The 25,000-nt window shown below is 73.6% G+C and carries 30 protein-coding genes, 1 pseudogene and 1 riboswitch; of the genes and pseudogenes, 23 read left to right on the top strand and 8 right to left on the bottom strand.

Features of this window, described 5'->3' with window-relative positions; genetic code table 11:
- Positions 1–24 precede the first annotated feature (24 nt).
- From AB0G14_RS14795 to AB0G14_RS14785, 3 genes are all read left to right on the top strand, one after another.
- Entirely contained in the window at positions 25–222 is a 198-nt protein-coding gene (locus tag AB0G14_RS14795; protein ID WP_357697447.1) for a hypothetical protein, read from the top strand.
- Between the two features lies 1 nt (position 223).
- Positions 224–1,501, top strand: a complete 1,278-nt coding sequence (locus AB0G14_RS14790) for a hemolysin family protein (RefSeq protein ID WP_357697445.1) — start codon at positions 224–226, stop codon at positions 1,499–1,501.
- A 75-nt stretch (positions 1,502–1,576) separates the two neighbouring features.
- On the top strand, positions 1,577–1,762 hold the full coding sequence (locus AB0G14_RS14785) for a hypothetical protein (protein ID WP_357697469.1): 186 nt from the start codon (positions 1,577–1,579) through the stop codon (positions 1,760–1,762).
- Between the two features lie 7 nt (positions 1,763–1,769).
- On the opposite strand, the gene AB0G14_RS14780 is transcribed toward AB0G14_RS14785, so the two are convergent.
- Positions 1,770–2,420 carry a hypothetical protein gene (locus AB0G14_RS14780; protein WP_357697443.1) on the bottom strand — a complete coding sequence of 217 codons (651 nt, stop codon included), beginning with the start codon at positions 2,418–2,420 and terminating at the stop codon, positions 1,770–1,772.
- Between the two features lie 121 nt (positions 2,421–2,541).
- Between AB0G14_RS14780 and AB0G14_RS14775 the strand changes: the two genes are divergently transcribed.
- Positions 2,542–2,745 (top strand): hypothetical protein, encoded by a 204-nt coding sequence (locus AB0G14_RS14775; protein WP_357697441.1) that lies wholly within the window; start codon positions 2,542–2,544, stop codon positions 2,743–2,745.
- Here AB0G14_RS14775 and AB0G14_RS14770 read toward each other — a convergent pair.
- The 3 genes from AB0G14_RS14770 to AB0G14_RS14760 form a co-directional block, all read right to left on the bottom strand.
- Positions 2,742–3,221, bottom strand: a complete 480-nt coding sequence (locus tag AB0G14_RS14770) for a hypothetical protein (protein ID WP_357697439.1) — start codon at positions 3,219–3,221, stop codon at positions 2,742–2,744. The two genes, AB0G14_RS14775 and AB0G14_RS14770, sit on opposite strands and share 4 nt — an antisense overlap.
- A complete protein-coding gene (locus AB0G14_RS14765; protein WP_350683982.1) occupies positions 3,218–3,430 on the bottom strand; it encodes a phosphatidylethanolamine-binding protein in 213 nt (70 codons plus the stop codon). Before AB0G14_RS14765 ends, AB0G14_RS14770 begins: the two co-directional genes overlap by 4 nt.
- Before the next feature lie 81 nt (positions 3,431–3,511).
- Complete coding sequence (locus AB0G14_RS14760; RefSeq protein WP_357697437.1) at positions 3,512–4,393, bottom strand: universal stress protein; 882 nt, start codon at positions 4,391–4,393, stop codon at positions 3,512–3,514.
- A 152-nt stretch (positions 4,394–4,545) separates the two neighbouring features.
- Between AB0G14_RS14760 and AB0G14_RS14755 the strand changes: the two genes are divergently transcribed.
- The 16 genes from AB0G14_RS14755 to AB0G14_RS14680 all read left to right on the top strand — a co-directional run bounded on the left by AB0G14_RS14755 (position 4,546) and on the right by AB0G14_RS14680 (position 17,303).
- Positions 4,546–5,067, top strand: coding sequence for an SAM-dependent methyltransferase (locus AB0G14_RS14755; protein ID WP_357697435.1), 522 nt, complete (start codon positions 4,546–4,548; stop codon positions 5,065–5,067).
- The gene (locus AB0G14_RS14750; protein WP_357697433.1) at positions 5,064–5,237 is read left to right on the top strand and encodes a hypothetical protein; all 174 of its coding nucleotides are present in this window, start codon (positions 5,064–5,066) and stop codon (positions 5,235–5,237) included. The genes AB0G14_RS14755 and AB0G14_RS14750 overlap by 4 nt, the downstream gene beginning before the upstream one ends.
- Positions 5,238–5,417: 180 nt before the next feature.
- On the top strand, positions 5,418–6,596 hold the full coding sequence (locus AB0G14_RS14745; RefSeq protein ID WP_357697431.1) for a PP2C family protein-serine/threonine phosphatase: 1,179 nt from the start codon (positions 5,418–5,420) through the stop codon (positions 6,594–6,596).
- Positions 6,597–6,649: 53 nt separating this feature from the next.
- The gene (locus tag AB0G14_RS14740) at positions 6,650–7,111 is read left to right on the top strand and encodes a MarR family transcriptional regulator (RefSeq protein WP_357697429.1); all 462 of its coding nucleotides are present in this window, start codon (positions 6,650–6,652) and stop codon (positions 7,109–7,111) included.
- Between the two features lie 406 nt (positions 7,112–7,517).
- Positions 7,518–8,081 carry a CDP-alcohol phosphatidyltransferase family protein gene (locus tag AB0G14_RS14735; protein WP_357697467.1) on the top strand — a complete coding sequence of 188 codons (564 nt, stop codon included), beginning with the start codon at positions 7,518–7,520 and terminating at the stop codon, positions 8,079–8,081.
- Positions 8,078–9,022 carry a DUF881 domain-containing protein gene (locus AB0G14_RS14730; RefSeq protein ID WP_357697427.1) on the top strand — a complete coding sequence of 315 codons (945 nt, stop codon included), beginning with the start codon at positions 8,078–8,080 and terminating at the stop codon, positions 9,020–9,022. The genes AB0G14_RS14735 and AB0G14_RS14730 overlap by 4 nt, the downstream gene beginning before the upstream one ends.
- Positions 9,019–9,351: a small basic family protein gene (locus AB0G14_RS14725; protein WP_091106953.1), complete on the top strand. Its 333-nt coding sequence runs from the start codon at positions 9,019–9,021 to the stop codon at positions 9,349–9,351. The genes AB0G14_RS14730 and AB0G14_RS14725 overlap by 4 nt, the downstream gene beginning before the upstream one ends.
- Before the next feature lie 10 nt (positions 9,352–9,361).
- A complete protein-coding gene (locus AB0G14_RS14720) occupies positions 9,362–10,327 on the top strand; it encodes a DUF881 domain-containing protein (RefSeq protein ID WP_357697425.1) in 966 nt (321 codons plus the stop codon).
- A 55-nt stretch (positions 10,328–10,382) separates the two neighbouring features.
- A complete protein-coding gene (gcvH, locus tag AB0G14_RS14715; RefSeq protein WP_357697423.1) occupies positions 10,383–10,763 on the top strand; it encodes a glycine cleavage system protein GcvH in 381 nt (126 codons plus the stop codon).
- 216 nt (positions 10,764–10,979) lie between these two features.
- On the top strand, positions 10,980–11,432 hold the full coding sequence (locus AB0G14_RS14710; protein WP_007071101.1) for an FHA domain-containing protein: 453 nt from the start codon (positions 10,980–10,982) through the stop codon (positions 11,430–11,432).
- Positions 11,433–11,482: 50 nt separating this feature from the next.
- A complete protein-coding gene (locus AB0G14_RS14705) occupies positions 11,483–12,184 on the top strand; it encodes a MerR family transcriptional regulator (RefSeq protein WP_357697465.1) in 702 nt (233 codons plus the stop codon).
- A gap of 176 nt (positions 12,185–12,360) precedes the next feature.
- Positions 12,361–12,825 carry a bifunctional nuclease family protein gene (locus tag AB0G14_RS14700; RefSeq protein WP_089014393.1) on the top strand — a complete coding sequence of 155 codons (465 nt, stop codon included), beginning with the start codon at positions 12,361–12,363 and terminating at the stop codon, positions 12,823–12,825.
- Between the two features lie 186 nt (positions 12,826–13,011).
- Complete coding sequence (locus tag AB0G14_RS14695) at positions 13,012–13,599, top strand: MerR family transcriptional regulator (RefSeq protein WP_357697420.1); 588 nt, start codon at positions 13,012–13,014, stop codon at positions 13,597–13,599.
- Positions 13,600–14,289: 690 nt separating this feature from the next.
- Positions 14,290–15,444 (top strand): nitric oxide synthase oxygenase, encoded by a 1,155-nt coding sequence (locus AB0G14_RS14690; RefSeq protein ID WP_357697418.1) that lies wholly within the window; start codon positions 14,290–14,292, stop codon positions 15,442–15,444.
- Between the two features lie 3 nt (positions 15,445–15,447).
- The gene (locus AB0G14_RS14685; protein ID WP_357697416.1) at positions 15,448–16,677 is read left to right on the top strand and encodes a globin domain-containing protein; all 1,230 of its coding nucleotides are present in this window, start codon (positions 15,448–15,450) and stop codon (positions 16,675–16,677) included.
- Positions 16,674–17,303, top strand: coding sequence for a hypothetical protein (locus AB0G14_RS14680; RefSeq protein ID WP_357697414.1), 630 nt, complete (start codon positions 16,674–16,676; stop codon positions 17,301–17,303). Before AB0G14_RS14685 ends, AB0G14_RS14680 begins: the two co-directional genes overlap by 4 nt.
- Before the next feature lie 88 nt (positions 17,304–17,391).
- On the opposite strand, the gene AB0G14_RS14675 is transcribed toward AB0G14_RS14680, so the two are convergent.
- Positions 17,392–18,051, bottom strand: coding sequence for an NAD(P)H-binding protein (locus AB0G14_RS14675; protein ID WP_357697412.1), 660 nt, complete (start codon positions 18,049–18,051; stop codon positions 17,392–17,394).
- Positions 18,052–18,139: 88 nt separating this feature from the next.
- Here AB0G14_RS14675 and AB0G14_RS14670 point away from each other — a divergent pair, with 88 nt between their 5' ends.
- Positions 18,140–19,030, top strand: coding sequence for an NAD-dependent protein deacetylase (locus tag AB0G14_RS14670; protein WP_357697410.1), 891 nt, complete (start codon positions 18,140–18,142; stop codon positions 19,028–19,030).
- A 33-nt stretch (positions 19,031–19,063) separates the two neighbouring features.
- On the opposite strand, the pseudogene AB0G14_RS14665 reads toward AB0G14_RS14670, so the two are convergent.
- Positions 19,064–19,189, bottom strand: a pseudogene (locus tag AB0G14_RS14665) (DUF4440 domain-containing protein); the annotation flags it as partial.
- A 101-nt stretch (positions 19,190–19,290) separates the two neighbouring features.
- Positions 19,291–19,390, top strand: a riboswitch (glycine riboswitch).
- Between the two features lie 74 nt (positions 19,391–19,464).
- Here AB0G14_RS14665 and gcvP point away from each other — a divergent pair.
- Positions 19,465–22,287, top strand: coding sequence for an aminomethyl-transferring glycine dehydrogenase (gcvP, locus tag AB0G14_RS14660; RefSeq protein ID WP_357697408.1), 2,823 nt, complete (start codon positions 19,465–19,467; stop codon positions 22,285–22,287).
- Positions 22,288–22,412: 125 nt separating this feature from the next.
- Here gcvP and AB0G14_RS14655 read toward each other — a convergent pair whose 3' ends face one another.
- On the bottom strand, positions 22,413–22,613 hold the full coding sequence (locus tag AB0G14_RS14655) for a DUF5999 family protein (protein WP_275029585.1): 201 nt from the start codon (positions 22,611–22,613) through the stop codon (positions 22,413–22,415).
- A 90-nt stretch (positions 22,614–22,703) separates the two neighbouring features.
- Here AB0G14_RS14655 and AB0G14_RS14650 point away from each other — a divergent pair, with 90 nt between their 5' ends.
- Positions 22,704–23,933: a chorismate-binding protein gene (locus AB0G14_RS14650; RefSeq protein ID WP_357697405.1), complete on the top strand. Its 1,230-nt coding sequence runs from the start codon at positions 22,704–22,706 to the stop codon at positions 23,931–23,933.
- 63 nt (positions 23,934–23,996) lie between these two features.
- Here AB0G14_RS14650 and pip read toward each other — a convergent pair whose 3' ends face one another.
- On the bottom strand, positions 23,997–24,956 hold the full coding sequence (gene pip / locus AB0G14_RS14645; RefSeq protein WP_357697403.1) for a prolyl aminopeptidase: 960 nt from the start codon (positions 24,954–24,956) through the stop codon (positions 23,997–23,999).
- Between the last annotated feature and the right edge of the window lie 44 nt (positions 24,957–25,000).

Here is a 25,000-nt window from a genome sequence, read left to right as displayed (position 1 = left end):
CGGGCGGTCGCCTAGCGTGGCGCCATGGACCCTTCCGCGGTCTGGCGGGACAAGCAGCACAAATGGCGGATCGAGGCGTACCGGGCCCCGGACCTGCGCTTCGCGATCTTCGCGACGAACGGCACCAGCGAGTCGGCGCCGCTGTGGCTGTTCGGGATGTCGGCGCTGGCGCGGTGGCTGATGACGCACAAGATCTCCCTCGACGACCTGGAGGTCGACTGACATGGGGGCACCGCTCGGGCAGTTCGCGCTGGTGGCCGTGCTGGTGCTCGTCAACGCGGCCCTGTCGGGCAGCGAGATGGCGCTCGTGACGCTGCGCGAGGGGCAGGTGCGGCAGCTGGGTCGGCGTAGCCGTTCGGGGGAGCGGCTGGCGCGGCTGGTCCGCGACCCCAACCGCTACCTGGCCACCATCCAGCTCGGCATCACCCTCGCCGGGTTCCTCGCCTCCGCCGCCGCCGCGGTCTCGCTGGCCGAGCCGCTGGTCGGGCCGCTGGGTTTCCTCGGCGAAGCCGCGCGGGGAGCCGCGGTCGTCCTGGTCACCGTGCTGCTCACCTTCGTCACCCTGGTCGTCGGCGAGCTGGCCCCGAAGCGGCTGGCGATGCAGCGCGCGGAGCGGTGGGGGCTGCTCAGCGCCGGCCCGCTGGACCTGCTGGCCCGGGTGTCCCGACCGGCGGTCTGGTTGCTGAGCAAGGCCACCGACGTGGTGGTGCGGCTCGCCGGCGGGGACCCGCGGGCCAGTCGTACGGAGATGACCGAGGAGGAGCTGCGGGAGATCGTGGTCAGCCAGCGGGGCCTGTCCGCGCAGCAGCGGGAGATCCTCACCGGCGCGTTCGACATCGCCGGCCGGACACTGCGGGAGATCCTCGTCCCCCGGTTGGACGTGACCGTGCTCCCCGCGACCCTGCCCGCCGACGAGGGGCTGCGCCGGCTCGCCGCCGCCGGCCGGTCCCGTGCCCCCGTCGTCGGGCCCGGGGGGCTGGACGAGGTGCGCGGGGTGGTGCACATCCGGGACCTCGTCGCGGCGGGCGCGGCGGCGGTCGGCGACCGGGCGCGCCCGCCGCTGCTGCTGCCCGGCACCCTGCCGGTGTCCGACGCGCTGCGCCGGCTGCGGCTGTGCCACCAGCAGCTCGCCCTGGTCGTCGACGAGCACGGCGGGGTCGACGGCCTGGTGACCCTGGAGGACCTGCTGGCGGAGGTGGTGGGGGAGCTGTACGACGAGACCGACCGGGACGTGACCGGGGTGGCCCGGGAACCGGACGGCTCGCTGCTGCTGCCCGGCGACTTCCCGTTGCACGACCTGGCCGATGTCGGGGTGCGGCTGCACTTCCGGCCGTCGCGGGAGTACACGACGGTGGCCGGGCTGGTGCTGGCCGGGCTGGGGCACCTGCCGACCGGGCCCGGGGAGACGGTGCATCTGCCGGGGCTGACCGTCGAGGTGGTGGAGGTGTCCGGCCGGACGATCCGCCGGGTCCGGCTGCGGGGCTTCGCCACCGGGGCCTGACCCGGGGTCGCCACGGTCGGGTGAACCCGGACGAACCGGCCACGGCGGGCCTGGGGCGGGCGTACCGTCCGGTACGTGAAGGACCGAGGGATGCGGACGTTCGTCACCGTGCTGGCCGGGCTCGCGGTGATCTACTTCGGCACCACCGGCCGCAGCGAGGAGGACGGCCGCGGCGTGTCGGGCGGGCTCGTGGTGCTCGCGCTGCTGGCGGCGCTGCTGGTGTGGAACCTGACGAAACCGGGCGACAAGCCGGTGAAGTGAGCCTGCCTCACCGCCCGGCGGCGCGGGCGACCTCGCCGGCGGACTCCTCGCCGAGCGACACCCGCACCAGCGCCGAGGCGAGCCTGCCGAAGTCGGCCGGCCCGACCAGCCCGGCCAGCTTGTCCGGCGAGCGGGGCAGGCCGAGCCGCTCCGCGCCGGACAGGGCGCGGCGGTCGGCGTACGGGCGCAGGTCCGGCCAGACCACCTGTGCCTCGCGCAGGAAGATGTCGGCACCGGTCGGGCCGATGCCGGGGAACTCGGTCAGCAGCCGGCGCAGCGCGGGCGGCTCGCCGTCGGCCTCGCGGTGCAGCCGGCGCAGGTCGCCCCGCCAGCGGTCCAGGCACAGCCGGGCGCCGGTGCCGAGCATCGTCGAGGTCCGCTCGTCGTAGCGGCGGTAGTGGCCCCGGCCCAGCGCGTCGACGCGGTCCTGCCAGCTCGCCGCCTCCATCGCCTGCGGGGTCCGGTAGCCGGCGGCGAACAACTCCCGGGCGGCCGACACCGCGACGCAGGCCCGGATCCGGGTGCTCAGCAGCGTGGCGAGCACCAGCAACTGGTAGAGCGGGGCGGGCCGGTCGGCGAGCCGGATGCCCGCCTCCTCGGCGTACGTGGTGCCCCGCCGGTCCAGCAGGACCTTCGCCATCCTCCGGTCGTCGCCCATCCTCGGGGTGTACCCGCTGGGTGCCGGGTCAGCCCTGCGACCGTCCGCCCGGGCCGGCATGCCACCCACGGCGCCGGGTAACCGAGGTGGGACACGGTCGAACCCCGGAAGGAGAAGACCCGTGGTGAATCCGCAGCAGGAGGAACTGCGCCGCAACGACAAGGGCGCCACCAGCCAGTACAGCAAGGTCCCGGGTCCGACGGGCCACCCGCGCAACCGAGGCTCGTCCGGCGGCGACGAGGGCCGGCCGGTGCCCCGGGGGCAGGTCTCCCCGTACGGCCCGGCGATGGAGCCGGTCGCCGACGACGAGAGCGCCCGGGGCTAACGACCCCGGCCCGACACGGGCGGCCGCAGCCGGTTCCAGGTGGCTGCGGCCGCCATGCCGTACGCGACGTGCGGCACGATGTCGGCGACCCAGTCCGACCCGCGCCACCGGCGCGGGTCGGTCACTCCCAGCAGGGTCATCGACCCGTCGGACATCGTCATCACGCCGCCGCCGAGCACCCCGGTCGCTAGGGCCAGCGGCATCCGACGGCCCCGGGCCAGCACGGCGTAGCCGACGCCGGCCGCGATGCCCATCCCGTAGCCGAGGAGGGGCCCGAGGCCCGAGCGGCGGTTCACCGCCCGGTCCTCGGGCCCCAGGTCCACGTGCGCCACCCTGGCCAGCCGCCCGGCGGTGTTCTCCGGGGTGCTGCTCGCCGGCCGCGCGCGCAGCACCATGTCCAGGTAGCTGACCACGTTCAGGGCGGCGCTGCCGACGGCGCCGGCGATCGCCCCGTCAGCCAGGTGTGCCGCCCTCACTTCGGGTCGCCTGGTTCGCGCTCGCCCTTGGGGCCGTAGACCCGCTCACCGCGGACGACGCCCCGCTGCCCGCGATCGGACTGCAGGATCCGGTTTGCCACGTCGTTCGCCTTGCGGTCCGACACCCGCCGTCCCGAATCGTCGATCACGTCACGGATGCGCGCCCGCTGCTTGTCGTACGCGTTGCTGCCCGGCCGTGGTCCTGGCATCACTGCCTCCTCCGGTCGTCCTCGCCGTTGGCGTACCGCGGTCGTCTACCCGCCTGCGGCGGGGCCAACCCCGCGCTCGGCTCAGCGGGGCGCGTGGACGACGGCGACCGGGCAGTCGGCGTGGTGCAGCACGGACTGGCTCACCGAGCCGAGCAGCAGCCCCGTCAGTTCGCCGCGGCCCTGCCGGCCCACCACGAGCAGCTGGGCCCGCCGGGACGCCTCGGCGAGCACGGTGGTGGGGCGGCCCCGCACGGTCTCCCGGCTGACCGGCACGTCCGGCCACCGCTCGGTCAGCCCGGCCAGCGACTCGGCCACCACCCGCTCCTCCTCGGAGCGCAGCTCGGTGTCGTCGTACACCAGAGGTTGCATGTCGCCCGGCGCGGTGGACGTCGGGTGCCGGTAGGCGTGCAGCGCGACCAGCGGGGCGTCGCGGACCGACGCCTCCTCGACGGCGAACTCCACGGCGAGCCGGGACGTCTCGGAGCCGTCGACCCCGACCACGACGGGTCCGTCCGGGCGGTCGGTGCCCCGGGCGACGAGCACGGGGCAGTCGGCGTACGAGGCGACCTGCACCGCGACGGAGCCGACCACCAGGGCGGAGAACCCGCCGAGCCCCCGGTCGCCCAGCACGATCATCGCGGCGGCCGGCGACTCGCCGAGCAGCACCGCGGCGGCCTCCCCGTCGATGATCTCGCCGGAGACGCGCAGCCCGGGCACCGTCGCCTCGGCCTCGGTGGTCGCGGCGGCGACGAGCTGCTCCGCCTGGTGTCGCAGGCCGGCGCCGGGCGGGCCGCCGGCGGGCGCGTCCACCGGCACCCGCAGCAGCGGCCAGATGAACCCGTGCACGATCCGCAGTGGCCGGTTCCGGCGGGTCGCCTCGACGGCGGCCAGCCGTACGGCGCGCAGCGCCGCCTCCGAGCCGTCCACGCCGACGACCACCGCCGCGCCGTTCGCCGAGTTCACCGCCCACCTCCCGCCGGTTCCCGGCCAGTATCGCGGCCGGTGCCCGGTCGGCGAGGCGATACCGCCCAGGACGACCGGTGGGTACGCTGTCGACGACCGCCGGGGAGGGAGCGTCGTCGATGGTGGAGCCGGACCAGCCGAGCACCGCGTGAATGATCGATTTCTGGCTCGGCGGGGAGCACCACTTCCCGGTCGACGTGGCGGCGGCCCGCGCCTTCGAGCAGGCGTACGGGCCGTGCGCGCCGGTCTTCCGGGAGCTGCGGGCCTTCCTGGGCCGGGCGGTCCGGGCGATGGCCGCGGCGGGCGTGGACAGCTTCCTGGTCTTCGGCGCGGGCGTGCCCACCATGGGCAACGTGCACGAGGTCGCCCCGGACGCCACCGTGCTCTACACCGACGTCGACCCGGTCACCATCCGCCTCGGCCAGCGTCTGCTCGCCGGCAGCGACCGGGCCGGCTACGGCTACGGCGACGCCACCGACATCGGCACAGTGGACCGCGCCCAGCTGCACCGGTTCGTGCCGGGGTGGTGTTCCTCGGCCTGGCCGCGTTCCTCGACGACGAGACCCTCGCGCGCACCCTCGACGAGCTCTACGAGGCGACGGCGCCGGGCAGCCTGCTGGCGGTCGACTTCGACACCGAGGAGCTGGCCGGCCACCCGGAGGCCCTCGCGATGATGGGCCCGGCGTTCCGGATGCGCCCGCCGGCCGCGTTCGCGCCGCTGCTCGGCCGCTGGACGCCCACCGCCGACGGCATCGTGCCGATCACCCGGTGGCGTCCCGCCGGCCCGCCGGCGCAGGTTCCGGACGCCTTCCACGGCGCGGTCGCCGTCCGCTCGGCCGGCTGACCGGCCCCGCCCGCCGCCCGCGCCGCCGCGAGGCCGCGCGGGGGCGGCAGCGTGCCGTCGGGTCGTCCGCCCGGGTCGGGTACGCCGCCCCCGCCGGCGTCGGGCCGCCCGGCCGCCCGGGCGCCGACGACACCTCCGTATGATGCTTGCCCTACGGCAAGCGTTTCCGGAGGATGACTGATGGTGGAGGCACCGGCCCAGGTCTCGCGTGCGTTGCGTGCGGCGCCGCCCGACCAGGTGGTGGAGGCGGCGGACCGGGCCATCCGGGCCGGCCTCGGCGCGTCCCGGACGGACGTGTTCATCGCCGACTACCGGATCAGCGGGCTGTGGCCGGTGCTGGACCCGGAGCTGCCCGACGGGGACTTCCTCGCCTGCCACAGCATGGCGCAGCGCTGCTTCAGCAGCCAGCAGCCGGTGACCGACGCCGACGACGAGGGGCGGTGCCGGCTCTACCTGCCGCTGTCGGTGTGGGGGGAGCGCCTCGGCGTGCTCCTGGTCGAGCTGCCGGCCCCGCTCGGCCCGGACAGCGTCGACCGTGTCGCGGACATCGCCGGCGAGCTGGCGGTCGTCCTGCGGGCGGCGGACCGAGAGACCGACCGGTACCGCCGGGTGCGCCGGCGGGAGCGGCTCAGCATGGCCGCCGAGATGCAGTGGGAGCTGCTGCCGGGACGCAGCGTCAGCCACGGCGCGTTCGAGCTGGCCGGCCAGCTGGAGCCGGCGTACACGGTCGGCGGGGACCACTTCGACTGGTCGGTGGACGGTGACCGGCTCACGGCGACGGTGCTGAACGGCGCCGGCATCGGCCTGGCGGCGGCGCTGCTCACGGCCGTCACCGTGAACGCGCTGCGCAACGCGCGGCGCTCCGGGGGCAGCCTCGTCGAGCAGGCCGAGTTGGCCTCCGACACGGTCTTCTACCAACATCGCGGGCGACGGTACGTGGCCACGCTGCTGCTGGAACTGGACACCGTGACCGGTCGGGTGCGGGCGGTGGACGCCGGCTCCCCGCGCCTGCTGCGGCTGCGCGGCGGCACCGTCACGCCGATCACGCTGGAGCAGCAGCTGCCGCTGGGCATGTTCGCCGAGGCCCGCTACGACGTCCAGGAGTTCGACCTGGAGCCGGGGGACCGGATCTTCGTGGTCAGTGACGGGGTGTGGGCCGCCGATCCCGGTGACCGGGGGGCGTACGGCGAGCGGGCGATGGCGCGGGCGATGCGCGCCACGCGGCTGCAACCGCCGGCCGAGGCGGTTGGTACGGTGATGCGCGAACTGCACGCCTGGCATGCGGACGCGGATCTCCGCGACGACGCGGTCGTGGTCTGCCTGGACTGGCGTGGCACGGGTGGCCGGGGCGACGGGTGAGGATCGTCGCCGCAACGGCCGGGCACGAGCGGGACGATCGCAGGGGACACCTGGTGGAGCGACCTCCGAATCTCGCCGCGGCGATCGACGCCGCCGCCGAGGCGCTCGTCGGTGTGCTCGACTCCGCCGTGTCCCGGCACCAGATGGCCGTCTCGCCGACACAGTTGCGCGTGTTGTCGCTGATCAGCAGTCGGCCGGAGACCAACGTCAACGGCCTGGCCGAGTTGTTGGACGTCGTGCCGTCCTCGGCGAGCCGGCTCTGCGACCGGCTGGAGGCCACCGGCCTGCTGCGCCGGGTGGCCGACCCCCGGGACCGGCGGGAGGTGCGGCTGGTGCCGACCGCCGCCGCCGAGACGCTGCTGCGCGAGTTGAAGGAGCGCCGGCACCGGGCGGTGCAGGCGGTGCTGGACCGGATGCCGGGTCGCGTACAGCACGACCTGCTGCTGGCCCTGCGGGCGTTCGAGCAGGCCGCGACGGCGGAGCCGCAGTCGGACTCCTCGGTCCGCACCGCCTGACGGCCTTCCCCGCGCGCCGCCCGTCCCGCCACACGGCCGTCCGCTTCCCGCTAGTGTCCTAGGATGCCTTAGGGGTGGTGGCCACCCCGTCGACACCCGGACAGCGTCGACGGAACCGGACGCCTGAACCCGGGGAGGCGGCGAAGGGCCCGATATAGTGGCAGCGCAGTCAGCCGGCCCGCGATCACGTTGATCGCGGGCCGAGTCAGGCGGCGGTCCCGTACGGGGATCGCAGGGGGTGCCGGCGTCAGCCGGCCCGACAGCGCGCACGGAACTCGCGACGCCCGTCCTCGGCCGGGCGGTCGGAGCGTGTGGCGGAGGAGGTTCGGTGTCGCGTCGGCCGGCTCGCTCGGAACACGCGGAGGCCAGCGCCGGCACGAGCGCACCGGCAGCGGGCGACCGCGTCCTGACGGTGCCGAACCTGATCAGCTTCGTCCGGCTGCTGGGCGTCCCGCTCTTCCTCTATCTCCTGCTCGTCGCGCACGCCGACGTGGCCGCGATCGTGGTGCTGGCCGTCGGCGGCACGACGGACTGGGTGGACGGGTGGGCGGCGCGCCGGATGCGCCAGGTCAGCCGGCTGGGGGAGCTGCTCGACCCGGCCGCCGACCGCCTCTACATCCTCGCCACCCTGGTCGGGTTCACCGCCCGGGGCGTGGTGCCCTGGCAGTTCACCGCGGCGCTGCTGGCCCGGGAGTTGCTCCTGCTGGGGTCGCTGGTGGTGCTGCGGCGGTACGGGTACGGCCCGCCGCCGGTGCACTACGTCGGCAAGACCGCGACGTTCCTGTTGCTGGCCGCCTTCCCGGTCCTGCTGCTCGCCGCGGCGGTTCCCGGTGCCGAGGCGGTGGCCGGGCCGATCGGTTGGGGGCTGGCCTGGTGGGGCCTGGTGCTCTACTGGGTGGCCGGCGCGATGTACGTGGTGCAGGCGAGCCGGCTGCTCAGGGCCGTGCGCGCCGAGGGAGCGTCGGCATGACGACACCGCCGGGCGAGGGTCGGGGGCGGTCCGACCGGGTGTACGCCCCGGACTTCCTCACCGAGTTGTTCCGCAACCCGTTGGATCCGGGGTACGCCGACGCTGCGGCCCGGCGCCGGGAGCGGCAGGGCCCGCCGGCGGGGTGGCGGCACTGGTCGGCGCGGTCGGTGAGCCTGGTCCTGGCGGTGGTGCTGGGGTTCCTGTTCGCGGTCGCGTACCGGCAGACGTTGGAGGCCGAGCCCGGGCGCAGCCAGGCCCGCTCCGGCCTGGTGGCGCAGATCAAGCAGCGGGAGAGCGAGACCGACCGGTTGTCGGAGCGGGCGGACCAGTTGCGGGCGGAGGTGGCGCGGCAGCGGGCCGCGGCGCTGGGCGGCTCGGAGGCGGCGCGGCTGCGCACCCTGGAGGCGGGCACGGGCCTGGGGCGGGTGCGGGGTGACGGCGTGGTGGTGCGGCTGGCGGACGCGCCGCAGAATCCGGACGCGGTGACGGGCGCGGACGTCGGCCCGTCCCGGGTGATCTACAGCGATCTGCAGGGGGTCGCCAACGACCTGTGGGCCGCCGGCGCGGAGGCGATCTCGATCAACGGGCAGCGGTTGACGGCGACGTCGACGATCCGGTCGGCGGGGCAGGCGATCCTGGTGGACTTCCGGCCGGTGACGGGGCCGTACGAGGTGTCGGCGATCGGGCCGGGGTCGATGCGGGACCGGTACGAGGACAGTCGCAGTGCGTTGACGATGCGGAAGGTGGCGGAGGACACCGGGTTGTCGTTCGCGGTGCGGGAGGCCGAGGACCTCACCCTGCCGGCCGCTCCGGAGCCGCGGCTACGCTACGCGGAGCCTCCGGCGAGTGCGAGTCCGTCGCCGTCGGGGGCGGACCGTTCCGCCAGTTCTCAGCCGTCCGGTTCGAGGACGTCTCCCAGCCCCTCCGGAGGTGGTCGATGATCGCGGTGCTGGCGTTGCTCGCCGGTGTGGTCCTCGGGGTCTGGCTCGACCCCACGGTTCCCGCGGGTTTGCAGCCGTATCTGCCGATCGCGGTGGTGGCGGCGTTGGACGCGGTGTTCGGTGGGGTGCGGGCGAAGCTCGACCGGATCTTCGACGACAAGCAGTTCGTGGTGTCGTTCATCTCCAACGTGCTGGTGGCGGGTCTGATCGTGTACCTGGGTGACCAGCTCGGGGTGGGTGGCCAGTTGTCGACGGGTGTGGTGGTCGTGCTCGGGGTGCGGATCTTCGGGAACGTGGCGGCGATCCGTCGGCACCTGTTCCGGGCGTAGGTTGGTGGCGATGAGCAGCGAGGAGCACACGGAGACGGGCACGGGTTGGCCGCAGCCGGCGGGGCCGGAGCGGCCGTCGGGTCCGGCGGGGGAGCCGGATCCGCGGCCGGACGCGCCGGATCCGGACGAGTTGAGCCCGTTGGCGCCGGAGCGGGCGGAGCCGTCCGTGGCGGAGCCGGAGCGGTTCGACGAGGGCGCGACGGTGGACCTGAGCCGGGCTGCCGGTGAGGGGTCGGGCGGGTCGTCGCCGGAGGCGTCGGCGGTCGCGGGGTCGTCGCGGCGGCGGGTGAGTTCGGCCGGGGTGATGATCGCGGTGCTGCTGGCGTTGCTGGGGTTCACGCTGGTGGTGCAGTTGAAGACGACGTCGACGGATCCGACGGTGGCGGCGACGCGGCAGGAGGACCTGGTCCGGATCCTGTACGACCTGAATTCGCGGGAGGTCCGGCTGCGGCAGGACATCGCGGCGCTGGAGGAGAGTCAGCGGCAGTTGCGTTCGGGTGAGCAGGGGCGGCAGGCGGCGTTGGACGAGGCGACGCGGCGGGCCGACGAGTTGGGCATCCTGGCGGGGACGTTGCCGGCGACGGGTCCGGGGTTGGCGGTGCGGTTCGAGGCGGGTGAGAAGCCGATCTCGGCGTCGCGGGTGTTGGACGCGGTGCAGGAGTTGCGGGGCGCCGGTGCGGAGGCGATGCAGATTTCCGGCGGTGACCGGGCGACGGTGCGGATCATCGCCTCGACGTACTTTCTGGACGGGGAGAACGGGTCGTTGGTGGTGGACGGGCGTCGGTTGACGGGTCCGTTCACGATCACGGTGATCGGTGATCCGGCGACGATGCGTACGGCGTTGAACATTCCTGGCGGGGTGGTGGCGTCGGTGACGGGCGACGGCGGTAAGTTGATCGTTGAGGATCGTGAGGCTGCCGAGGTTTCGGCGCTGCACGCGCCGATCAAGCTGGAACACGCCCGTCCGGTCTCCTGACCGGCGCGGCTCGCACCGGTGGTGTCCGGTGCGTCGATGGTGAAGGACGCGTCTGGTGATTCCTGAGGATCTGCGGTATACCGCCGAGCACGAGTGGGTGGCGGGTGACGGCGGCGGCCCGGTGCGGGTCGGCATCACCCACTTTGCACAGGACGCCCTGGGTGACATCGTGTTTGTCCAGCTGCCCGACGTCGGTGCGGTGGTGGCGGCGGGTGAGTCGTTGGGTGAGATCGAGTCGACGAAGAGCGTGTCGGAGATCTACGCCCCGCTCGGCGGTACGGTGGCGGCGCGCAACGAGGCGCTCGGCGACACCCCTGAGGTGATCAACACGGACCCGTACGGTGCGGGTTGGTTGGTGGAGATCACTCCGGATGATCCGGCGGCGGTCGAAGGGCTGCTGTCCGCGGACGCGTATCGTGAGCTCACCGAGAGCTGAGTGCGTCCCCTCCGGGCGTGGTGGTTGTGTCCGCGCGTCCGGTTGCCCTGCATTTCGGCGCTGGCTAGGCTCGCCCAGTCGACCGAGAACCCAATAGTTGAGCGTTGCGGAATTGCCTTTCCGGGCACGGGGAGCCAGCCGCCGGGTGTTGGAGTGCCCGGCGGCCAGACCCGCCATTACCCCGACGCCGACCGAACAGATCCGTGAGGTGGTCCCATGACGCGCCCAGACGACGAGTTCCCCCCGCTCGACGTCACTTCGACGCTCAATCTCGGTTCGCTCGACGAAGTGCTGGAGGGGCCGGACACCGATGTGGTGCCGAGCCGGATGTCCGGTTCGTTGCCGCCGGGGATGGCGCTGCTGGTGGTTCGCCGGGGTCCGAACGCGGGTGCCCGGTTCCTTCTGGATCACGATGTGACGACGAGTGGCCGGCATCCGGACAGTGACATTTTCCTGGACGACGTGACGGTGTCGCGGCGGCACGCCGAGTTCCACCGTGATGGTGGGACGTTCACTGTGCGGGACGTGGGAAGCCTGAACGGCACGTACGTGAACCGGGAGCGGGTCGAGGCGGCCACGTTGAGCAACGGTGACGAGGTGCAGATCGGTAAGTTCCGGGTGGTGTTCATCGCCGGTCCGCGCCCGGAGGAGGAGGCCGGCCGGGGGTGAACGAGCCTGCGGCCTCCACGCCGCCCGGGGCGGCGCGTGCCCGACCGTTGATGAGCATCGGTGAGGTGCTGGGTCAGCTGCGGGTGGATTTTCCGGACGTGACGATTTCGAAGTTGCGGTTTCTCGAGGCCGAGGGCCTGGTGGAGCCGCAGCGGACGGCGGCGGGTTACCGGAAGTACAGCTGGGACGATGTGGCGCGGTTGCGGTTCGTGCTGACCGCGCAGCGGGACCAGTATCTGCCTCTGCGGGTGATCCGTGATCAGTTGGCGCAGTGGGACGCTTCCGGGGAGTCGCCGGGTCGGCAGCGGCCGACGTTGGTGGCGGTGGGCCCTCGTGGCGAGGTGCCGGGGCGGGTGTCGGAGGAGCCGGCCGGGTCGCCGCAGGTGCGGCTCGGCCGGGCGGATCTGGTGGCGCGTAGTGGGATCGACGAGTCGACGCTGGGTGAGTTGGAGCGGCTCGGTGTGGTGGTGTCGGATCCGCCGGGTTGGTACGACGACGATGCGTTGATCATCGCGCGGGCGGTGGCGGGTCTGGCGGCGTACGGGTTGGAGCCGCGGCATCTGCGGGGTTACCGGACGGCGGCGGACCGGGAGGTCGGTTTGTTCGCGCAGTTGGTGGCGCCGTTGGCGCGGCAGAGTGATCCGGCGGCGCGGGCGCGGGCGGCGGAGACGGCGCGGGAGTTGGTGGCGTTGTCGCAGCAGTTGCACGCGGCGTTGGTGCGGGTGGGGTTGCGGTCGACGTTGGGTCGGTGATCCGGCGGGGTTGTGGGGAAAGATCTGCCCCGGGAAGCGTGTCGTAGGCTTGCCGGGGTAACCCCTTTCTGGCGCGGGCGTGGTGCGGGTAGCGCATGGGACGGCCGTGTCGCGGTCCGTGTACCGTGCAGGGAAGGGCACGGTGCGGCGTAGGTGACAACGACACGGAGGCGGCGGTGCGCGAGCTGAGCGTGGTCGGAGTTCGGGTGGAGCTGCCCAGCAACCAGCCGATCGTCCTGCTCAGGGAGGTCGAGGGGGACCGCTATCTGCCGATCTGGATCGGCGCGGTCGAGGCGACGGCGATCGCTTACGAGCAGCAGGGGGTCAAGCCGGCCCGGCCGCTGACTCACGATCTTCTGCGGGACGTGTTGGCGGCGTTGAAGGCGCCGTTGCGGGCGGTGGAGATCACCGAGCTGAAGGAGAACGTCTTCTACGCGGATCTGTTGATCGGTGACGGGGTGCGGGTGTCGGCCCGGCCGAGTGATTCCATCGCGTTGGCGTTGCGGGTCGGTGCGCCGATTCGTTGTGCGGAGGAGGTCCTCAGCGAGGCGGGGATCGTGATTCCCGACGAGCAGGAGGACGAGGTGGAGAAGTTCCGCGAGTTCCTGGAGCAGGTGCGTCCGGAGGACTTCGCCGGCTGATTCCGGTGTCTTTCGGGTGTCACGTTCGGTGATGTTCCGGCGTGGTGGGTGATCTTCGTTGTCGTGGCGCGGCGTGTCGCGCCGGTTCCTCCGGGGCAATCTCTGAAGGCGGCTATAGGGTTGCCGTGTCGAGGGGTGCACGTCCCGGAAACGACGTGTCACCGCACTGGCGGGGAGGTTGTCCGGATGCACGAGCCGCGAGATCCCGATCCGGGTACGGAGCTGGACGAGCCGGGTGTGACGTCGCCAGGGTTGGCGACTGAGGGTGACGACACCGTTGGCTATCGAGGTGTGACGGCCTGCCATGCGGTGGGGATCAGCTACCGCCAGTTGGATTACTGGGCGCGCACCGGGTTGGTGGTGCCGAGCGTGCGGGACGCGTCGGGTTCGGGCACGCAGCGGTTGTATTCGTTCCGGGACCTGGTGGTCCTGAAGGTGGTGAAGCGGCTGCTGGACGCCGGGGTGTCGTTGCAGAACATCCGGAAGGCGATCGAGGCGCTGCGGTCCCGTGGGGTGGCGGATCTGGCGGGCATCACGTTGATCTCCGACGGGACGACCGTGTACGAGTGCCGGTCGCCGGAGGAGGTGGTCGACCTGTTGCAGGGCGGCCAGGGGGTGTTCGGTATCGCGATCGGCGGGGCGTTCAAGGAGATCCAGGGTTCGTTGTCGCATCTGCCGGCGGAGCCCGCGACGTCGGTGCCGCCGTCGGCGCCGGCGGGGGATCCGGTGGGTGACGAGTTGGCGGCGCGCCGGGCTCGGCGCCGGGCGGGCTGAGCGCGGCGTCGGGGCGCGTGCCGCTGGCTCCTGGTCGGGGTGGCGGCGTGCTTACTCCCTGGTGTGTGACGGGTGGTCCCACAGGTGGGGCAGCTCGACAGCGCCCGCAGCACCCGACCCGCCCAGGACCTGCCGACAGCGGGTCGACGGGTCGCCAGCTCAGCGGCACCACGCCGACGCTTCGCGGACGCCTCGCGGCGGCCGTACCGCAAGCCGACGTCCCGGCACGGACGGCGCGCGACCACCGACGGGGTGTGGCCCGCCCCCCACATCACCACGCACCGCAACCCACGCCGCCGTGCCAACGCGCCCATCGCCTCCGGGCGAAGCAAGGCAGGCACGCGCATGGCGATGTCCAGAGTGGCGTGCTTGCGGGGCAAGCGTCGATTGTGGACGTTTTCGGCGTGAGTCGGACTGTTGACAGTCTTTGTGTGGCCGGGAATCCTATGTGCGGCGCGCGGCTTGCCGCGCGCATGTCACTGTCCGTGACATGCGCGGCGGCGGGTCGGTGAACCGTGCCGGGGGACGACGCAGAAGGCGACGACCGCGCCTACCCGACGATCGGATTTGAACAACGTGCAGACTGACTATCATGCCGCCGCGGTGTTGGTGGATGCCGGTGGGCGTGTCGTGGACGGCGAGGGGTCGGGCTGCCCGGTGGCGCATGATCCCCGGCCGCAGGCGCCTCCGATGGCGGACGTGGCGGCGGAGGCCGTCGAGTTCCTGCGTCTCTACCACGCGGAGCGGCGGCTGCCGGACGTGGCCGCGCGGATCGCGGAGGTGCGGGAGGAGATCGCGCTGACCGGCACGTACCGGCACACCTCCGAGGAGCTGGCGTACGGGGCGAAGGTGGCGTGGCGGCAGTCGGTGCGCTGTGTGGGGCGGGTCCGGTGGGCCGGGTTGAAGGTCCGGGACCGGCGTGACGTGACGACGGTGGCGGGGATCGCGCAGGAGTTGGCGCAGCACCTTTCGGTGGCTGACAACGGTGGGCGGATCCAGTCGGTGATGACGGTGTTCGCGCCGGATCGGCCCGGGGTGGGTCCGCGGGCGCGGATCTGGAACGACCAGTTGATCCGCTACTGCGGTCATCGGCTGGACGACGGGTCGGTGCTGGGTGATCCGGCGCAGGTGGCGATGACGGACGCGGCGCGGCGTCTGGGGTGGCGTCCGCCGGCGGTGCCGGGACGGTTCGACCTGCTGCCGTGGGTGATCGAGACGGCGTACGAGGATCCGACGCTGGTGGAGGTGCCGCGGGACCTCGTCCGCGAGGTTGCCCTGACGCATCCGGCGTACCTGTGGTTCGAGGAGTTGAGGCTGCGCTGGCACGCCCTGCCGGTGATCAGCAACATGCGCCTGCGGGTCGGTGGGGTGGACTACAGCTGTGCCCCGTTCAACGGGCACTACCTGAGTGACGAGATCGGCACCCGGAACATGGGTGACCGGGATCGGTACGACCAGTTGCTGCCGGTGGCGCGGGGGTTGGGGTTGGACACCTCGCGGGAGGACACGCTGTGGCGGGAGCACGCCGTGTTGGTGATCAACCAGGCGGTGTTGCACTCGTTCCGGGCGGCGGGGGTGCGGGTGTCGGATCCGCACACCGAGTCGGAGCTGTTCATGAAGTTCTGCGCGCAGGAGGAGCGGGCGGGCCGGCCGGTGCACGGTGACTGGTCGTGGCTCAACGGCAGTGTGGGGTGGGCGGCGTTGCACGCGGTGCACCACCGCTACTACGACACCCGGGTGCCGGATCCGAACCTGTGGCAGGGTGACCGCGCGTACGGGGCGTCGGGCGTGGTGGGGCTGACCCTGCGGGAGCGTCACGACGCCGCCCGCCGGCAGGAGGGCTGAGGCATGGACGTCGCGGCGTTACGCCAGAGTTGGGCGCAGTTCTGTGTGGCCGGCCCGGAGGCGGCGAAGTACTTCTACGCCACGTTGTTCGTGATCGCGCCCGAGGCCCGCACGATGTTCCCGACGAACATGCAGTACCAGCAGGACAAGTTGCTCTCGGCCCTGGGGCACATCATCACCCACGTCGACGACGAGCGGGAGCTGACGGCGTTCGCGCAGCGGTTGGGGGCCGACCACCGCCGGTTCCGTGGCGAGGACCGACAGGGTCGGCCGGTGCCGTTGGCGGAGTGGCACTACATCTGGGTCGGGCAGGCGTTGCTGGCGACGCTGGAACGCTTCCTCGGGCCACGGTGGACGCCGGCTCTGCGCGCGGAGTGGGCCGCGGCGTACGAGTTGGTGGCGCGGTTGATGCTGACGGGGGCGGCGGAGGCGGAGCGGACGTCGCCGCCGTACTGGGAGGCGGAGGTGCAGTGGGTGCAGCGGCGGCGGGCCGACGTGTGCGTGTTCACGGTCCGCCCGAACTACCTGTGCGACTACCTGCCGGGGCAGTCGCTGCCGGTGCAGGTGCCGCAGTTGCGGATGTGGCGGTACCTGTCGCCGGCGAACGCGCCGCGCGCCGACGGGACGATCGAGTTCCACGTCCGGGCTGCGGGTCGGTTCTCCACGCATCTGGTGCGGAAGCTGCGCGAGGGCGACCAGTTGCTGTTGGGGTTGCCGGTGGGGGATGCGTTGTCGTCGTACGACCGGTCGCAGCTGCCGTTGCTGCTGGTGGCGGGCGGCACCGGGTTGGCGCCGTTGCGGGCGGTGGCGGAGGCGGTGCAGCAGGGGTCGGGGCGTGCGACGACGCTGGTGGTGGGCGGTAAGACCCCCGACGACCTGTACGACGACCAGGCGTTGCGGGAGTTGGCGGCGACGCCGCCGGCGGGGTCGTGGCGCTCCGGTGCGGGCGGCGGGTGGTTGCGGTACGTGCCGACGGTGGAGAGCGGCTGGCAGTGGCAGGGTGAGGTGGGTACGGCCGGTCAGACCGCGGTGCGGTTGGGTCCGTGGCGGGACACCGACGTGCTGGTCTGCGGCAGTCCGGAGATGACCCGGGAGACGATCACCGCCCTGACGGTGTCCGGTGTGCCGCCGGAACGGATCCTGGTGGAGAGTTACGACCAGTCTCTTTATCCACCTCTCGCGAGCGCGGCGGCCGCCGCGCCGCGGGACTTCAGTTGGACAGGTGTCCGATGAGCATCGATCATGGCGACCGGGTCTCCGCCGTCCCGACCGGCGAGCTGACCCGGGCGTTGGGCGCGCTGGAGGCCCGCCGCTTCCGGGGTAGCCAGTGGTTGTCCGCCGACGAGGTCGCTGGCCTGGCCCGGTCGGTCGACGAGCGGATGGCGTTGCTCGACGGTGAGGTGGATCGGCTGCGGCGGGAGAACGACGGGCTGGTGCGGCAGGTGGAGATGCTGCGTCACGGCGCGCTGCCCAGCACCGCCCCGCAGGGCCCGGACCCGCTGGTGGTCGAGTTGGCGGTACGGGCGCAGGACGAGGCGAACCGGACGATCAGTGAGGCCAGCACGGAGGGCGCGGAGATCATTGCCGATGCTCGGCGGCAGGCCGACGAGATCCTCGCCGAGGCGCATCGCCGGGCGGGGTCTCTTTCCCCTCAGGGGGTGCCTCGGGGTGAGGACCTGCGGGGGCAGGTGCGGGAGTTGGAGGGCCGGCATGCGGCGCTGGTGGCGGCGGTGACGACGGCGCAGCAGCAGCTGAGCCAGTGGCAGGAGCACCTGTCGGCGCAGTCGGAGCAGTTGCGGGCCGACGCCTATGCCGCCGGGGCGGCCAGTGCGCGGCTGCGGGCGGTGCTCGACGGCTGACCGCGGCGGGACGCCGCGGCGGGCGGGCGTGCCGGACGTGGCGCGGTGGGCGCCGCCCGATTCCGGCCCGGCGGGATCTTGCGGCCGGTCAGCCGGCGGCGATGGAGGCGACGGCGTCGGCGATCGGGGTTTCCCCGCCGACCAGCTCCAGGATCTGCCTGGCGGTGCGGGGCTCGTAGAGCAGGGCGAGCAGCACGCGGGCGACGTCGGTGCGGGTGACCGCGCCGGGAGGCACGTGCCGGGCCAGGGTGATCCGCCCGGTGGGTGGGTCGTCGGTGAGTCGGCCGGGTCGCAGCACGGTCCAGTCGAGGTCGCGGCCGGTCAGGTCGTCCTCGGCGGATTTCTTCGCCCGCAGGTACGCCGCGAACACCTCGTCGGTGCCGGTGGGCGGCTCGCCGTCCACGCCCATCGAGGAGACCAGCAGGTAGCGGCGGACGCCGGCGCGTTCGGCGGCGTCGGCGAGCAGCACGGCGGCGGCCCGGTCGACGGTGTCCTTGCGGGCGGCGCCGCTGCCGGGGCCGGCGCCGGCGGCGAAGACCACCGCGTCGGCGCCGGCGAGGTGGCCGGCGAGGTCGGCGACGCCGACGTGTTCGAGGTCGGCGACGACGGGGTGGGCGCCGGCGGCGGTCAGCGCGGCGGCGTGGTCGGGGTTGCGGATCAGGCCGACGGCGGTGTCGCCGCGCCCGGCGAGTTCCCGGTGGGTCAGTTTGGCGATCTTGCCGTGGCCTCCGGCGATGACGACGCGCATACCTGCCAACCTAGTCGCCGCTCCGGCATGCCGCGGTGGGGTCGCGGGGTGTTCGCCGGGGCGCGGGCCGTTGAGGCAGCATGGACGGGTGACGGAGACGGTCGACGCGCTGGCCGGCCTGGTGGCGGGCGGTGGTGTCGTGGTGTTGAGCGGGGCGGGCCTGTCGACCGAGTCGGGCATCCCGGACTACCGGGGGCCCAGTGGGGCGGCCCGTCGGCACACCCCGATGACCTATCAGGTGTTCACCGGGGACGCGCAGGCGCGGCGGCGCTACTGGGCGCGCGGCCACCTGGGGTGGCGGGTGATCGCGCGGGCGGCCCCGAACGACGGGCACCGGGCGGTGGCCCGGTTGCAGCGTGGCGGGCTGGTCGACGGGGTGATCACGCAGAACGTCGACGGGTTGCACACGGCGGCGGGCAGCCCGCGGGTGGTGGAGTTGCACGGTCGTCTCGACGAGGTGGTGTGCCTGGGGTGCGGCAACCAGACGTCCCGGGAGGAGCTGGACCGGCGGCTGCGGGAGGCGAATCCGGGGTTCGACGCGCGGGTCGCGGCGGTCAACCCGGACGGTGACGTGGATCTCGACGACGACGAGGTGGCGCGGTTCCGGACGGTCGACTGCACGTTCTGCGGCACCGGGGTGCTCAAGCCCGACGTGGTGTTCTTCGGTGAGACGGTGCCGGCGCCGCGGGTGGCCCGCTGTTTCGACATGGTGCAGCGGGCGCGGCTGCTGCTGGTGCTGGGGTCGTCGTTGACGGTGATGTCGGGTCGCCGGTTCGTGCTGCGGGCGGCGAAGCTGGGCATCCCGGTGGTGATCGTCAACCAGGGGCCGACGCGGGGCGACGGGTATGCGGCGTTGACCCTCGACGCGTCGCTGGGCCGGTTGCTGCCGGCGTTGGCTGATCGGACGGTGGGGGCACCGGCCGGCGGTGACGTCGTCTCGGGCGCGGTGCCGTCGGGCCTGACCGGCGTCGGCCGGTAGCCGGCGGGGGCGCCGGGGTCGGCCGGCGGCGCGGGGCTGGTCGATGACCCGCCGCCAGGTGCCGTCGGGCTGGCGGCGGGCCATCTCGGCGGTGACGCTGCCGTGGTCGAGCCGGGTGGAGGTCAACGCCAGGTCGCCGGCGCGCAGGGTGGGTCGCGGGCTCGGGCGTCACATCACACCTCCACAGCTCACCGTGATCATGTCGAGGGGGTACGACATCCATCGGCCGACCGGGCGCTGGTAGCGTTGACCATGCCGGTACCACCCACGTGGGAGAGACCGCCCAGAAAGCACCTCGGGCGGCGCCGAAGGGGCAAATCCTCCCCGGAACCTCTCAGGCAAAAGGACCTCGTGGGCAGGCACTGTGGAGCGCTGTGCGGGCGCGACAGAGGGGGAGGCCGACCTGTCGACCTCGCCTCAGGGGAGCGCCGCCCATGACCGCAGAGCAGTTCGCCGCCCGCCACGTCGGCCCGGATCCGGCCGACGAGCGCCGGATGCTGGAGGCCGTCGGCTACGGCTCGATCGACGAGCTGATGGACGCGGCGATCCCCGAGGTGATCCGCTGGCACGGCACCCTGGACCTGCCGGAGCCGGCCACCGAGCACGACGCGCTCGCCGAGTTGCGGGCCCTCGCCGCCCGCAACACCGTGGCCGTGTCCATGATCGGCCTGGGCTACCACGGCACGCACACCCCGGCGGTGATCCGCCGCAACGTGCTGGAGAACCCGGCCTGGTACACGGCGTACACGCCGTACCAGCCGGAGATCAGCCAGGGGCGGCTGGAGGCGCTGCTGAACTTCCAGACGATGGTCACGGACCTGACGGGGCTGGCCACCGCGAACGCGTCGATGCTCGACGAGGGCACCGCGGCGGCGGAGGCGATGACCCTCGCCCGCCGCGCGTCGAAGAGCAGGAGCGCGGTGTACGTGGTCGACGCCGACACCCTGCCGCAGACCGTCGCGGTGATCACCAGCCGGGCCGAGCCGCTCGGCATCGACGTGCGGGTGCTCGACGTCGAGCGCGAGGAGCTGCCGGCGGAGTTCTTCGGTCTGCACCTGCAGTATCCGGGGGCGTCCGGGGCGGTGTGCGACCAGGCGGGCCTGGTCGAGGCGGCGCACGCGGCCGGCGCGCTGGTCACCGTGGCGGCGGACCTGCTGGCCCTGACGCTGCTGCGCCCGCCGGGGGAGATCGGCGCCGACATCGCCGCCGGCACCACCCAGCGGTTCGGCGTGCCGATGGGCTTCGGTGGGCCGCACGCCGGCTACCTGGCCGTGCGGGCGGGTCTGGAGCGGATGCTGCCCGGCCGTCTGGTGGGGGTGTCCCGTGACGCGGACGGCAACCCGGCGTACCGGCTGGCGTTGCAGACCCGCGAGCAGCACATCCGGCGGGAGAAGGCGACCAGCAACATCTGCACCGCGCAGGTGCTCCTCGCCGTGATGGCCGGCATGTATGCCGTGTACCACGGCCCGGACGGGCTGCGCGCGATCGCGGCGCGTACGCACGAGATGGCGGCGCGGCTCGCGGCCGGGCTGCGCGCCGGCGGGGTGAGCGTCGCGGACGTCGCGTTCTTCGACACCGTGACCGCGACCGTGCCCGGCCGGGCCGCCGAGGTTGTGGCGGCTGCGGCGGTGCGGGGGGTGAACCTGCGGCTGGTCGATGCCGACCGGGTCGGCGTGTCCTGCGACGAGACGACGACGCCGGCGCACCTGGCGGCGGTGTGGGCCGCTTTCGGTGTCGACGCCGTCGTCGGCGACGTGGCCGCGGCGCTGCCCGCCGGGCTGGCCCGCACGTCGGACTTCCTCACCCATCCGGTGTTCCGCAGCCACCACTCCGAGACGGCGATGCTGCGCTACCTGCGGCGCCTGTCGGACTTCGACTACGCCCTGGACCGGGGGATGATCCCGCTCGGGTCGTGCACGATGAAGCTCAACGCCACCACCGAGATGGAGCCGGTGAGCTGGCCGGAGTTCGCGCACGTGCACCCGTTCGCGCCGCAGGCGCAGACGGCCGGCTACCGGGAGATGATCGCCCAGCTGGAGGCGTGGCTGGCGGAGGTGACCGGCTACGACGCGGTCAGCGTGCAGCCCAACGCCGGCTCGCAGGGTGAGCTGGCGGGTCTGCTGGCCATCCGGGCCTGGCACCGCAGCCGGGGGGAGGGCCACCGGGACGTGTGCCTGATCCCGTCGTCGGCGCACGGCACGAACGCGGCCAGCGCGGTGATGGCCGGGATGCGGGTCGTCGTGGTGGGCTGCGACGACGGCGGCAACGTCGACCTGGTCGACCTGGACGCGAAGATCGACAAGCACCGCGACGCGCTCGCCGCGATCATGGTGACGTACCCGTCGACGCACGGGGTGTACGAGACGGGCATCGCGTCGCTGTGCGCGAAGGTCCACGACGCCGGCGGTCAGGTGTACGTCGACGGGGCGAACCTCAACGCGTTGGTCGGGTTCGCCAAGCCGGGCCGGTTCGGGGCGGACGTGTCGCACCTGAACCTGCACAAGACGTTCTGCATCCCGCACGGCGGCGGCGGTCCCGGGGTGGGGCCGGTGGCGGTGCGGGCGCACCTGGCGCCGTTCCTGCCGGGCGACCCGCTGGGCGCGCACGTCGACGGTCGGCCCGCGATCTCGGCGGCGCGGTACGGGTCGGCGGGGATCCTGCCGATCCCGTGGGCGTATCTGCGGATGATGGGCGCGGCGGGGCTGGCCCGGGCGACCGGGGTGGCGGTGCTGGCGGCGAACTACGTGGCGGCGCGGCTGCGCGGGCACTTCCCGGTGCTGTACGCCGGCAACAAGGGCCTGGTGGCGCACGAGTGCATCCTCGACCTGCGGCCGCTGACGAAGGCGACCGGGGTGAGCGTGGACGACGTGGCGAAGCGCCTCATCGATTACGGGTTCCACGCGCCGACGATGTCGTTCCCGGTGGCGGGGACGCTGATGGTGGAGCCGACCGAGAGCGAGGACCTGGCCGAGCTGGACCGGTTCTGCGACGCGATGATCGCCATCCGGGCGGAGATCGACAAGGTGGGTGCCGGGGAGTGGCCGGCGGGCGACAACCCCCTGGCGAACGCGCCGCACACGGCGGCGATGGTGGCCGGGGACGAGTGGCCGCACGCGTACCCGCGGTCGGTGGGGGCGTACCCGGCCGGGGTGGACCGGGCCGGAAAGTACTGGCCGCCGGTGCGGCGCATCGACGGCGCGTACGGTGACCGGAACCTGGTGTGTTCCTGCCCGTCACCGGAGGCGTTCGAGAGCTGATGTCGCGGCGCGCCGGGGCGGTCGAGGTGCCGCCCCGGCGGATGCGCCGACCTGGGGCGCGGCGGTCCCGACCGGGGGACTAGCCTGGGTCGACGCCACAAGACTGCGTGACGGAGAGTGACAGGTCAGGCGACGAGGGCGTGTCGGGCCGGGCCGCGGTGCGGGGCGATGGTCCTGCCGTCGGGGAGTAGTTCGCCGGTGTCCTCGAAGACGATGACACCGTTGCAGAGCAGGCTCCAGCCCTGCTCAGGGAAGCAGGCGAGGATGCGGGCGGCTTCCCGGTCGGTCGCTTCGGCGGAGGGGCAGGTGGGTTGGTGCTGGCACATCGGGATCTCCGGACTGTGGGGGCACTGTGTCATGGTTCACATGACCAGTGACGCACAGTACCAAGCGAAAGTGGACGGCATCGAGCAGGTATGCGCGTCGTTTCCGGGAAATCCACTGAACGGATGAGGGAGGATGGGCCGGACGGCGTGGAAACGCTTTCACGGGCAGGGGGCGATGTGCCGGCGGCGCCGGTCGCCTGCCGCCGTACGCTCGTCGAGCGGGCCCGCTGGCAGTGGCGGCCCGCCGACGGCGGCGACCCGGCCGCGCTGGCGCAGGAGTTCCTGGCCGCGCACGGCCTGCCGCTGCACGACCTGGCCCGCCCCGCCGCCGGCCACGACCCCGCCGGCGCCTGCGGGGCCGCCCTCTACGTCTCCGCCGCCGCCGGCGCGGTCCTCGCCGGCGCGCCGGCCGGCGCCGCCAGCCCCGCCCCCGCGCTGCCGGAGGTCGCCGTGGTCGTCTACGGCCACGGCCCGCCCGCCCCGCCGGCCGCCGCGGCGCCCGCCGCCGGCTGGTGGCTGGGCGACTGGGCGGAGAGCTGGACCCCGCGGCAGCACGCCGAGGCGGTGACCGCGGTCCGCGCCGCCATCGGCCGGGGCGACGTCTACCAGGTCAACCTCGTCGGGCACGCCGCCGCCCGGTACGCCGGCGACCCGCTGCCCGCCCTGGGCCGGCTCGCCGGGTTGCCCGGCGCCCGCTACGGCGGCACCCTCACCGGGGCGGGCTGGGCGATCGGCTGCGCGAGCCCGGAAACCCTGGTCGAGCTGACCGGCGGGCGGCTGGTCACCCGACCGATCAAGGGCACCCGGCCCGCCACCGCCGTCGGCCGCGCCGAGCTGCTCGCCTCGGCCAAGGAACGCGCCGAGCACGTGATGATCGTCGACCTGGAGCGCAACGACCTGGCGCGGGTCGCCCGCACCGGCAGCGTGCGGGTCGACGAGTTGTTCGCCGTACGCCGCTGGTGCGACCTGTGGCAGGCGGAGTCGACGGTGTCGGCGGCGGTCGCCGACGGGCTCGGCCTGGCCGACCTGCTGCGCGCGGTCTGCCCGGGCGGCTCGGTCACCGGCGCCCCGAAGCTCGCCGCGCTGGGCCGCGTCGCCGCCCTCGAGCCGGTCGGGCGCGGCGCGAGCATGGGGGCTCTCGGCTGGGTCGCCCCCGGGCGGATCGACCTGGGGTTGACCATCCGCACCGCCGCCGTCGACGCCGACCGCGTGCACGTCTGGGCGGGCGGGGGCATCACCTGGGGCAGCGACCCGGACGCCGAGGTCGCCGAGGCCGCCGCCAAGACCGGCCCCGTCCGCGCCGCGCTCGCCGGCCGCTGACCACGGCCCGGCGCGCGCAGCGCCGGCCCGGAGGTCTCCTGACCTGACCGGTGGGGCGGGGTGTCAGCGGCGGTCGGCGAAGCCGTCCAGTGCCGCGACGGCCCGCTCCGCCATGCCGTTCCTGCTGCCGTGCCCGGCGCGCTCCAGCAGCTCCAGGCGCGCGTCCGGCCAGGACTGCGCCAGCAGCCACGGGATGTCCGCCGGGCTGCTGATGTCGAGTCGGCCGTGCAGCAGCACGCCGGGGATGCCGGCCAGCCGCCCCACCTCGCGCAGCACCTGCTCCTCGGGCAGGAAGCAGTCGTGCCGCCAGTAGTGGGTGACCAGCCGAGCGAACACCGTCCGGAACACCGGGTCGGCGTAGCGGGGGTCGGGCCGGTGACCGGGGGCGGTGGCGACGTGGGTGTCCTCCCAGGCGCACCAATCCCGGGCGGCCCGGTCCCGCACCGCCGGGTCCGGGTCGGCCAGCAGCCGGGCGTACGCGTCGGCCAGGTCGCCGTCGCGGTCGGCCGGCGGCACGCCGTCGCGGAACCGGGCCCATTCGGCGGGGAAGACCCGCCCCATGTCCCGGGTGATCCAGTCGATCTCCCGCCGGGTGCCGGCGGTGACGCTGAACAGCACCAGCTCGCTGACCCGCTCCGGGTGCCGCTGGGCGTACGCCAGAGCGAGGCAGGAACCCCAGGACGCGCCCAGCACCAGCCAGCGGTCCACCCCGACGTGCTCGCGCAGCCGTTCGACGTCGGCGATCAGGTGGTCGGTCGTGTTGGTGGACAGCTCCACGGTGGGGTCGGCGGCGTGCGGGAGACTGCGTCCGCAGCCGCGCTGGTCGAACAGGGTCACCCGGTAGCGGGCCGGGTCGAAGAAGGTCCGCCAGCTGGGCGAGCAGCCGGATCCGGGTCCGCCGTGCAGCACCACCGCGGGCTTGCCGTCGGGGTTGCCGCAGGTTTCCCAGTACACGAGCTGGCCGTCGCCGACGTCGAGCATCCCGTGCGCGTACGGCTCCGTCAGGGCATACCGCTGCGTCATCGCCTGTCCTCCCTCGTCCCACCAGATACAACAGCGCTGTTACA

The sequence above is a fragment of the Micromonospora sp. NPDC023814 genome (genome assembly GCF_040639595.1).
In the GTDB taxonomy this organism is placed as follows: domain Bacteria; phylum Actinomycetota; class Actinomycetes; order Mycobacteriales; family Micromonosporaceae; genus Micromonospora.
This window is presented reverse-complemented; position numbering and strand designations above follow the sequence as displayed.

Excerpts from the sequence above, each read along its gene's own strand:
- AB0G14_RS14795 (WP_357697447.1), top strand. The coding sequence starts at position 25 with ATGGACCCTTCCGCGGTCTGGCGGGACAAGCAGCACAAATGGCGGATC.
- AB0G14_RS14790 (WP_357697445.1), top strand. The coding sequence starts at position 224 with ATGGGGGCACCGCTCGGGCAGTTCGCGCTGGTGGCCGTGCTGGTGCTC.
- AB0G14_RS14780 (WP_357697443.1), bottom strand. The coding sequence starts at position 2,420 with ATGGGCGACGACCGGAGGATGGCGAAGGTCCTGCTGGACCGGCGGGGC.
- AB0G14_RS14765 (WP_350683982.1), bottom strand. The coding sequence starts at position 3,430 with ATGCCAGGACCACGGCCGGGCAGCAACGCGTACGACAAGCAGCGGGCG.
- AB0G14_RS14755 (WP_357697435.1), top strand. The coding sequence starts at position 4,546 with ATGATCGATTTCTGGCTCGGCGGGGAGCACCACTTCCCGGTCGACGTG.
- AB0G14_RS14750 (WP_357697433.1), top strand. The coding sequence starts at position 5,064 with ATGATGGGCCCGGCGTTCCGGATGCGCCCGCCGGCCGCGTTCGCGCCG.
- AB0G14_RS14745 (WP_357697431.1), top strand. The coding sequence starts at position 5,418 with ATGGTGGAGGCACCGGCCCAGGTCTCGCGTGCGTTGCGTGCGGCGCCG.
- AB0G14_RS14730 (WP_357697427.1), top strand. The coding sequence starts at position 8,078 with ATGACGACACCGCCGGGCGAGGGTCGGGGGCGGTCCGACCGGGTGTAC.
- AB0G14_RS14725 (WP_091106953.1), top strand. The coding sequence starts at position 9,019 with ATGATCGCGGTGCTGGCGTTGCTCGCCGGTGTGGTCCTCGGGGTCTGG.
- AB0G14_RS14720 (WP_357697425.1), top strand. The coding sequence starts at position 9,362 with ATGAGCAGCGAGGAGCACACGGAGACGGGCACGGGTTGGCCGCAGCCG.
- AB0G14_RS14710 (WP_007071101.1), top strand. The coding sequence starts at position 10,980 with ATGACGCGCCCAGACGACGAGTTCCCCCCGCTCGACGTCACTTCGACG.
- AB0G14_RS14705 (WP_357697465.1), top strand. The coding sequence starts at position 11,483 with ATGAGCATCGGTGAGGTGCTGGGTCAGCTGCGGGTGGATTTTCCGGAC.
- AB0G14_RS14695 (WP_357697420.1), top strand. The coding sequence starts at position 13,012 with ATGCACGAGCCGCGAGATCCCGATCCGGGTACGGAGCTGGACGAGCCG.
- AB0G14_RS14690 (WP_357697418.1), top strand. The coding sequence starts at position 14,290 with ATGGCGGACGTGGCGGCGGAGGCCGTCGAGTTCCTGCGTCTCTACCAC.
- AB0G14_RS14685 (WP_357697416.1), top strand. The coding sequence starts at position 15,448 with ATGGACGTCGCGGCGTTACGCCAGAGTTGGGCGCAGTTCTGTGTGGCC.
- AB0G14_RS14680 (WP_357697414.1), top strand. The coding sequence starts at position 16,674 with ATGAGCATCGATCATGGCGACCGGGTCTCCGCCGTCCCGACCGGCGAG.
- AB0G14_RS14675 (WP_357697412.1), bottom strand. The coding sequence starts at position 18,051 with ATGCGCGTCGTCATCGCCGGAGGCCACGGCAAGATCGCCAAACTGACC.
- gcvP (WP_357697408.1), top strand. The coding sequence starts at position 19,465 with ATGACCGCAGAGCAGTTCGCCGCCCGCCACGTCGGCCCGGATCCGGCC.
- AB0G14_RS14655 (WP_275029585.1), bottom strand. The coding sequence starts at position 22,613 with ATGTGCCAGCACCAACCCACCTGCCCCTCCGCCGAAGCGACCGACCGG.
- AB0G14_RS14650 (WP_357697405.1), top strand. The coding sequence starts at position 22,704 with ATGCGCGTCGTTTCCGGGAAATCCACTGAACGGATGAGGGAGGATGGG.
- pip (WP_357697403.1), bottom strand. The coding sequence starts at position 24,956 with ATGACGCAGCGGTATGCCCTGACGGAGCCGTACGCGCACGGGATGCTC.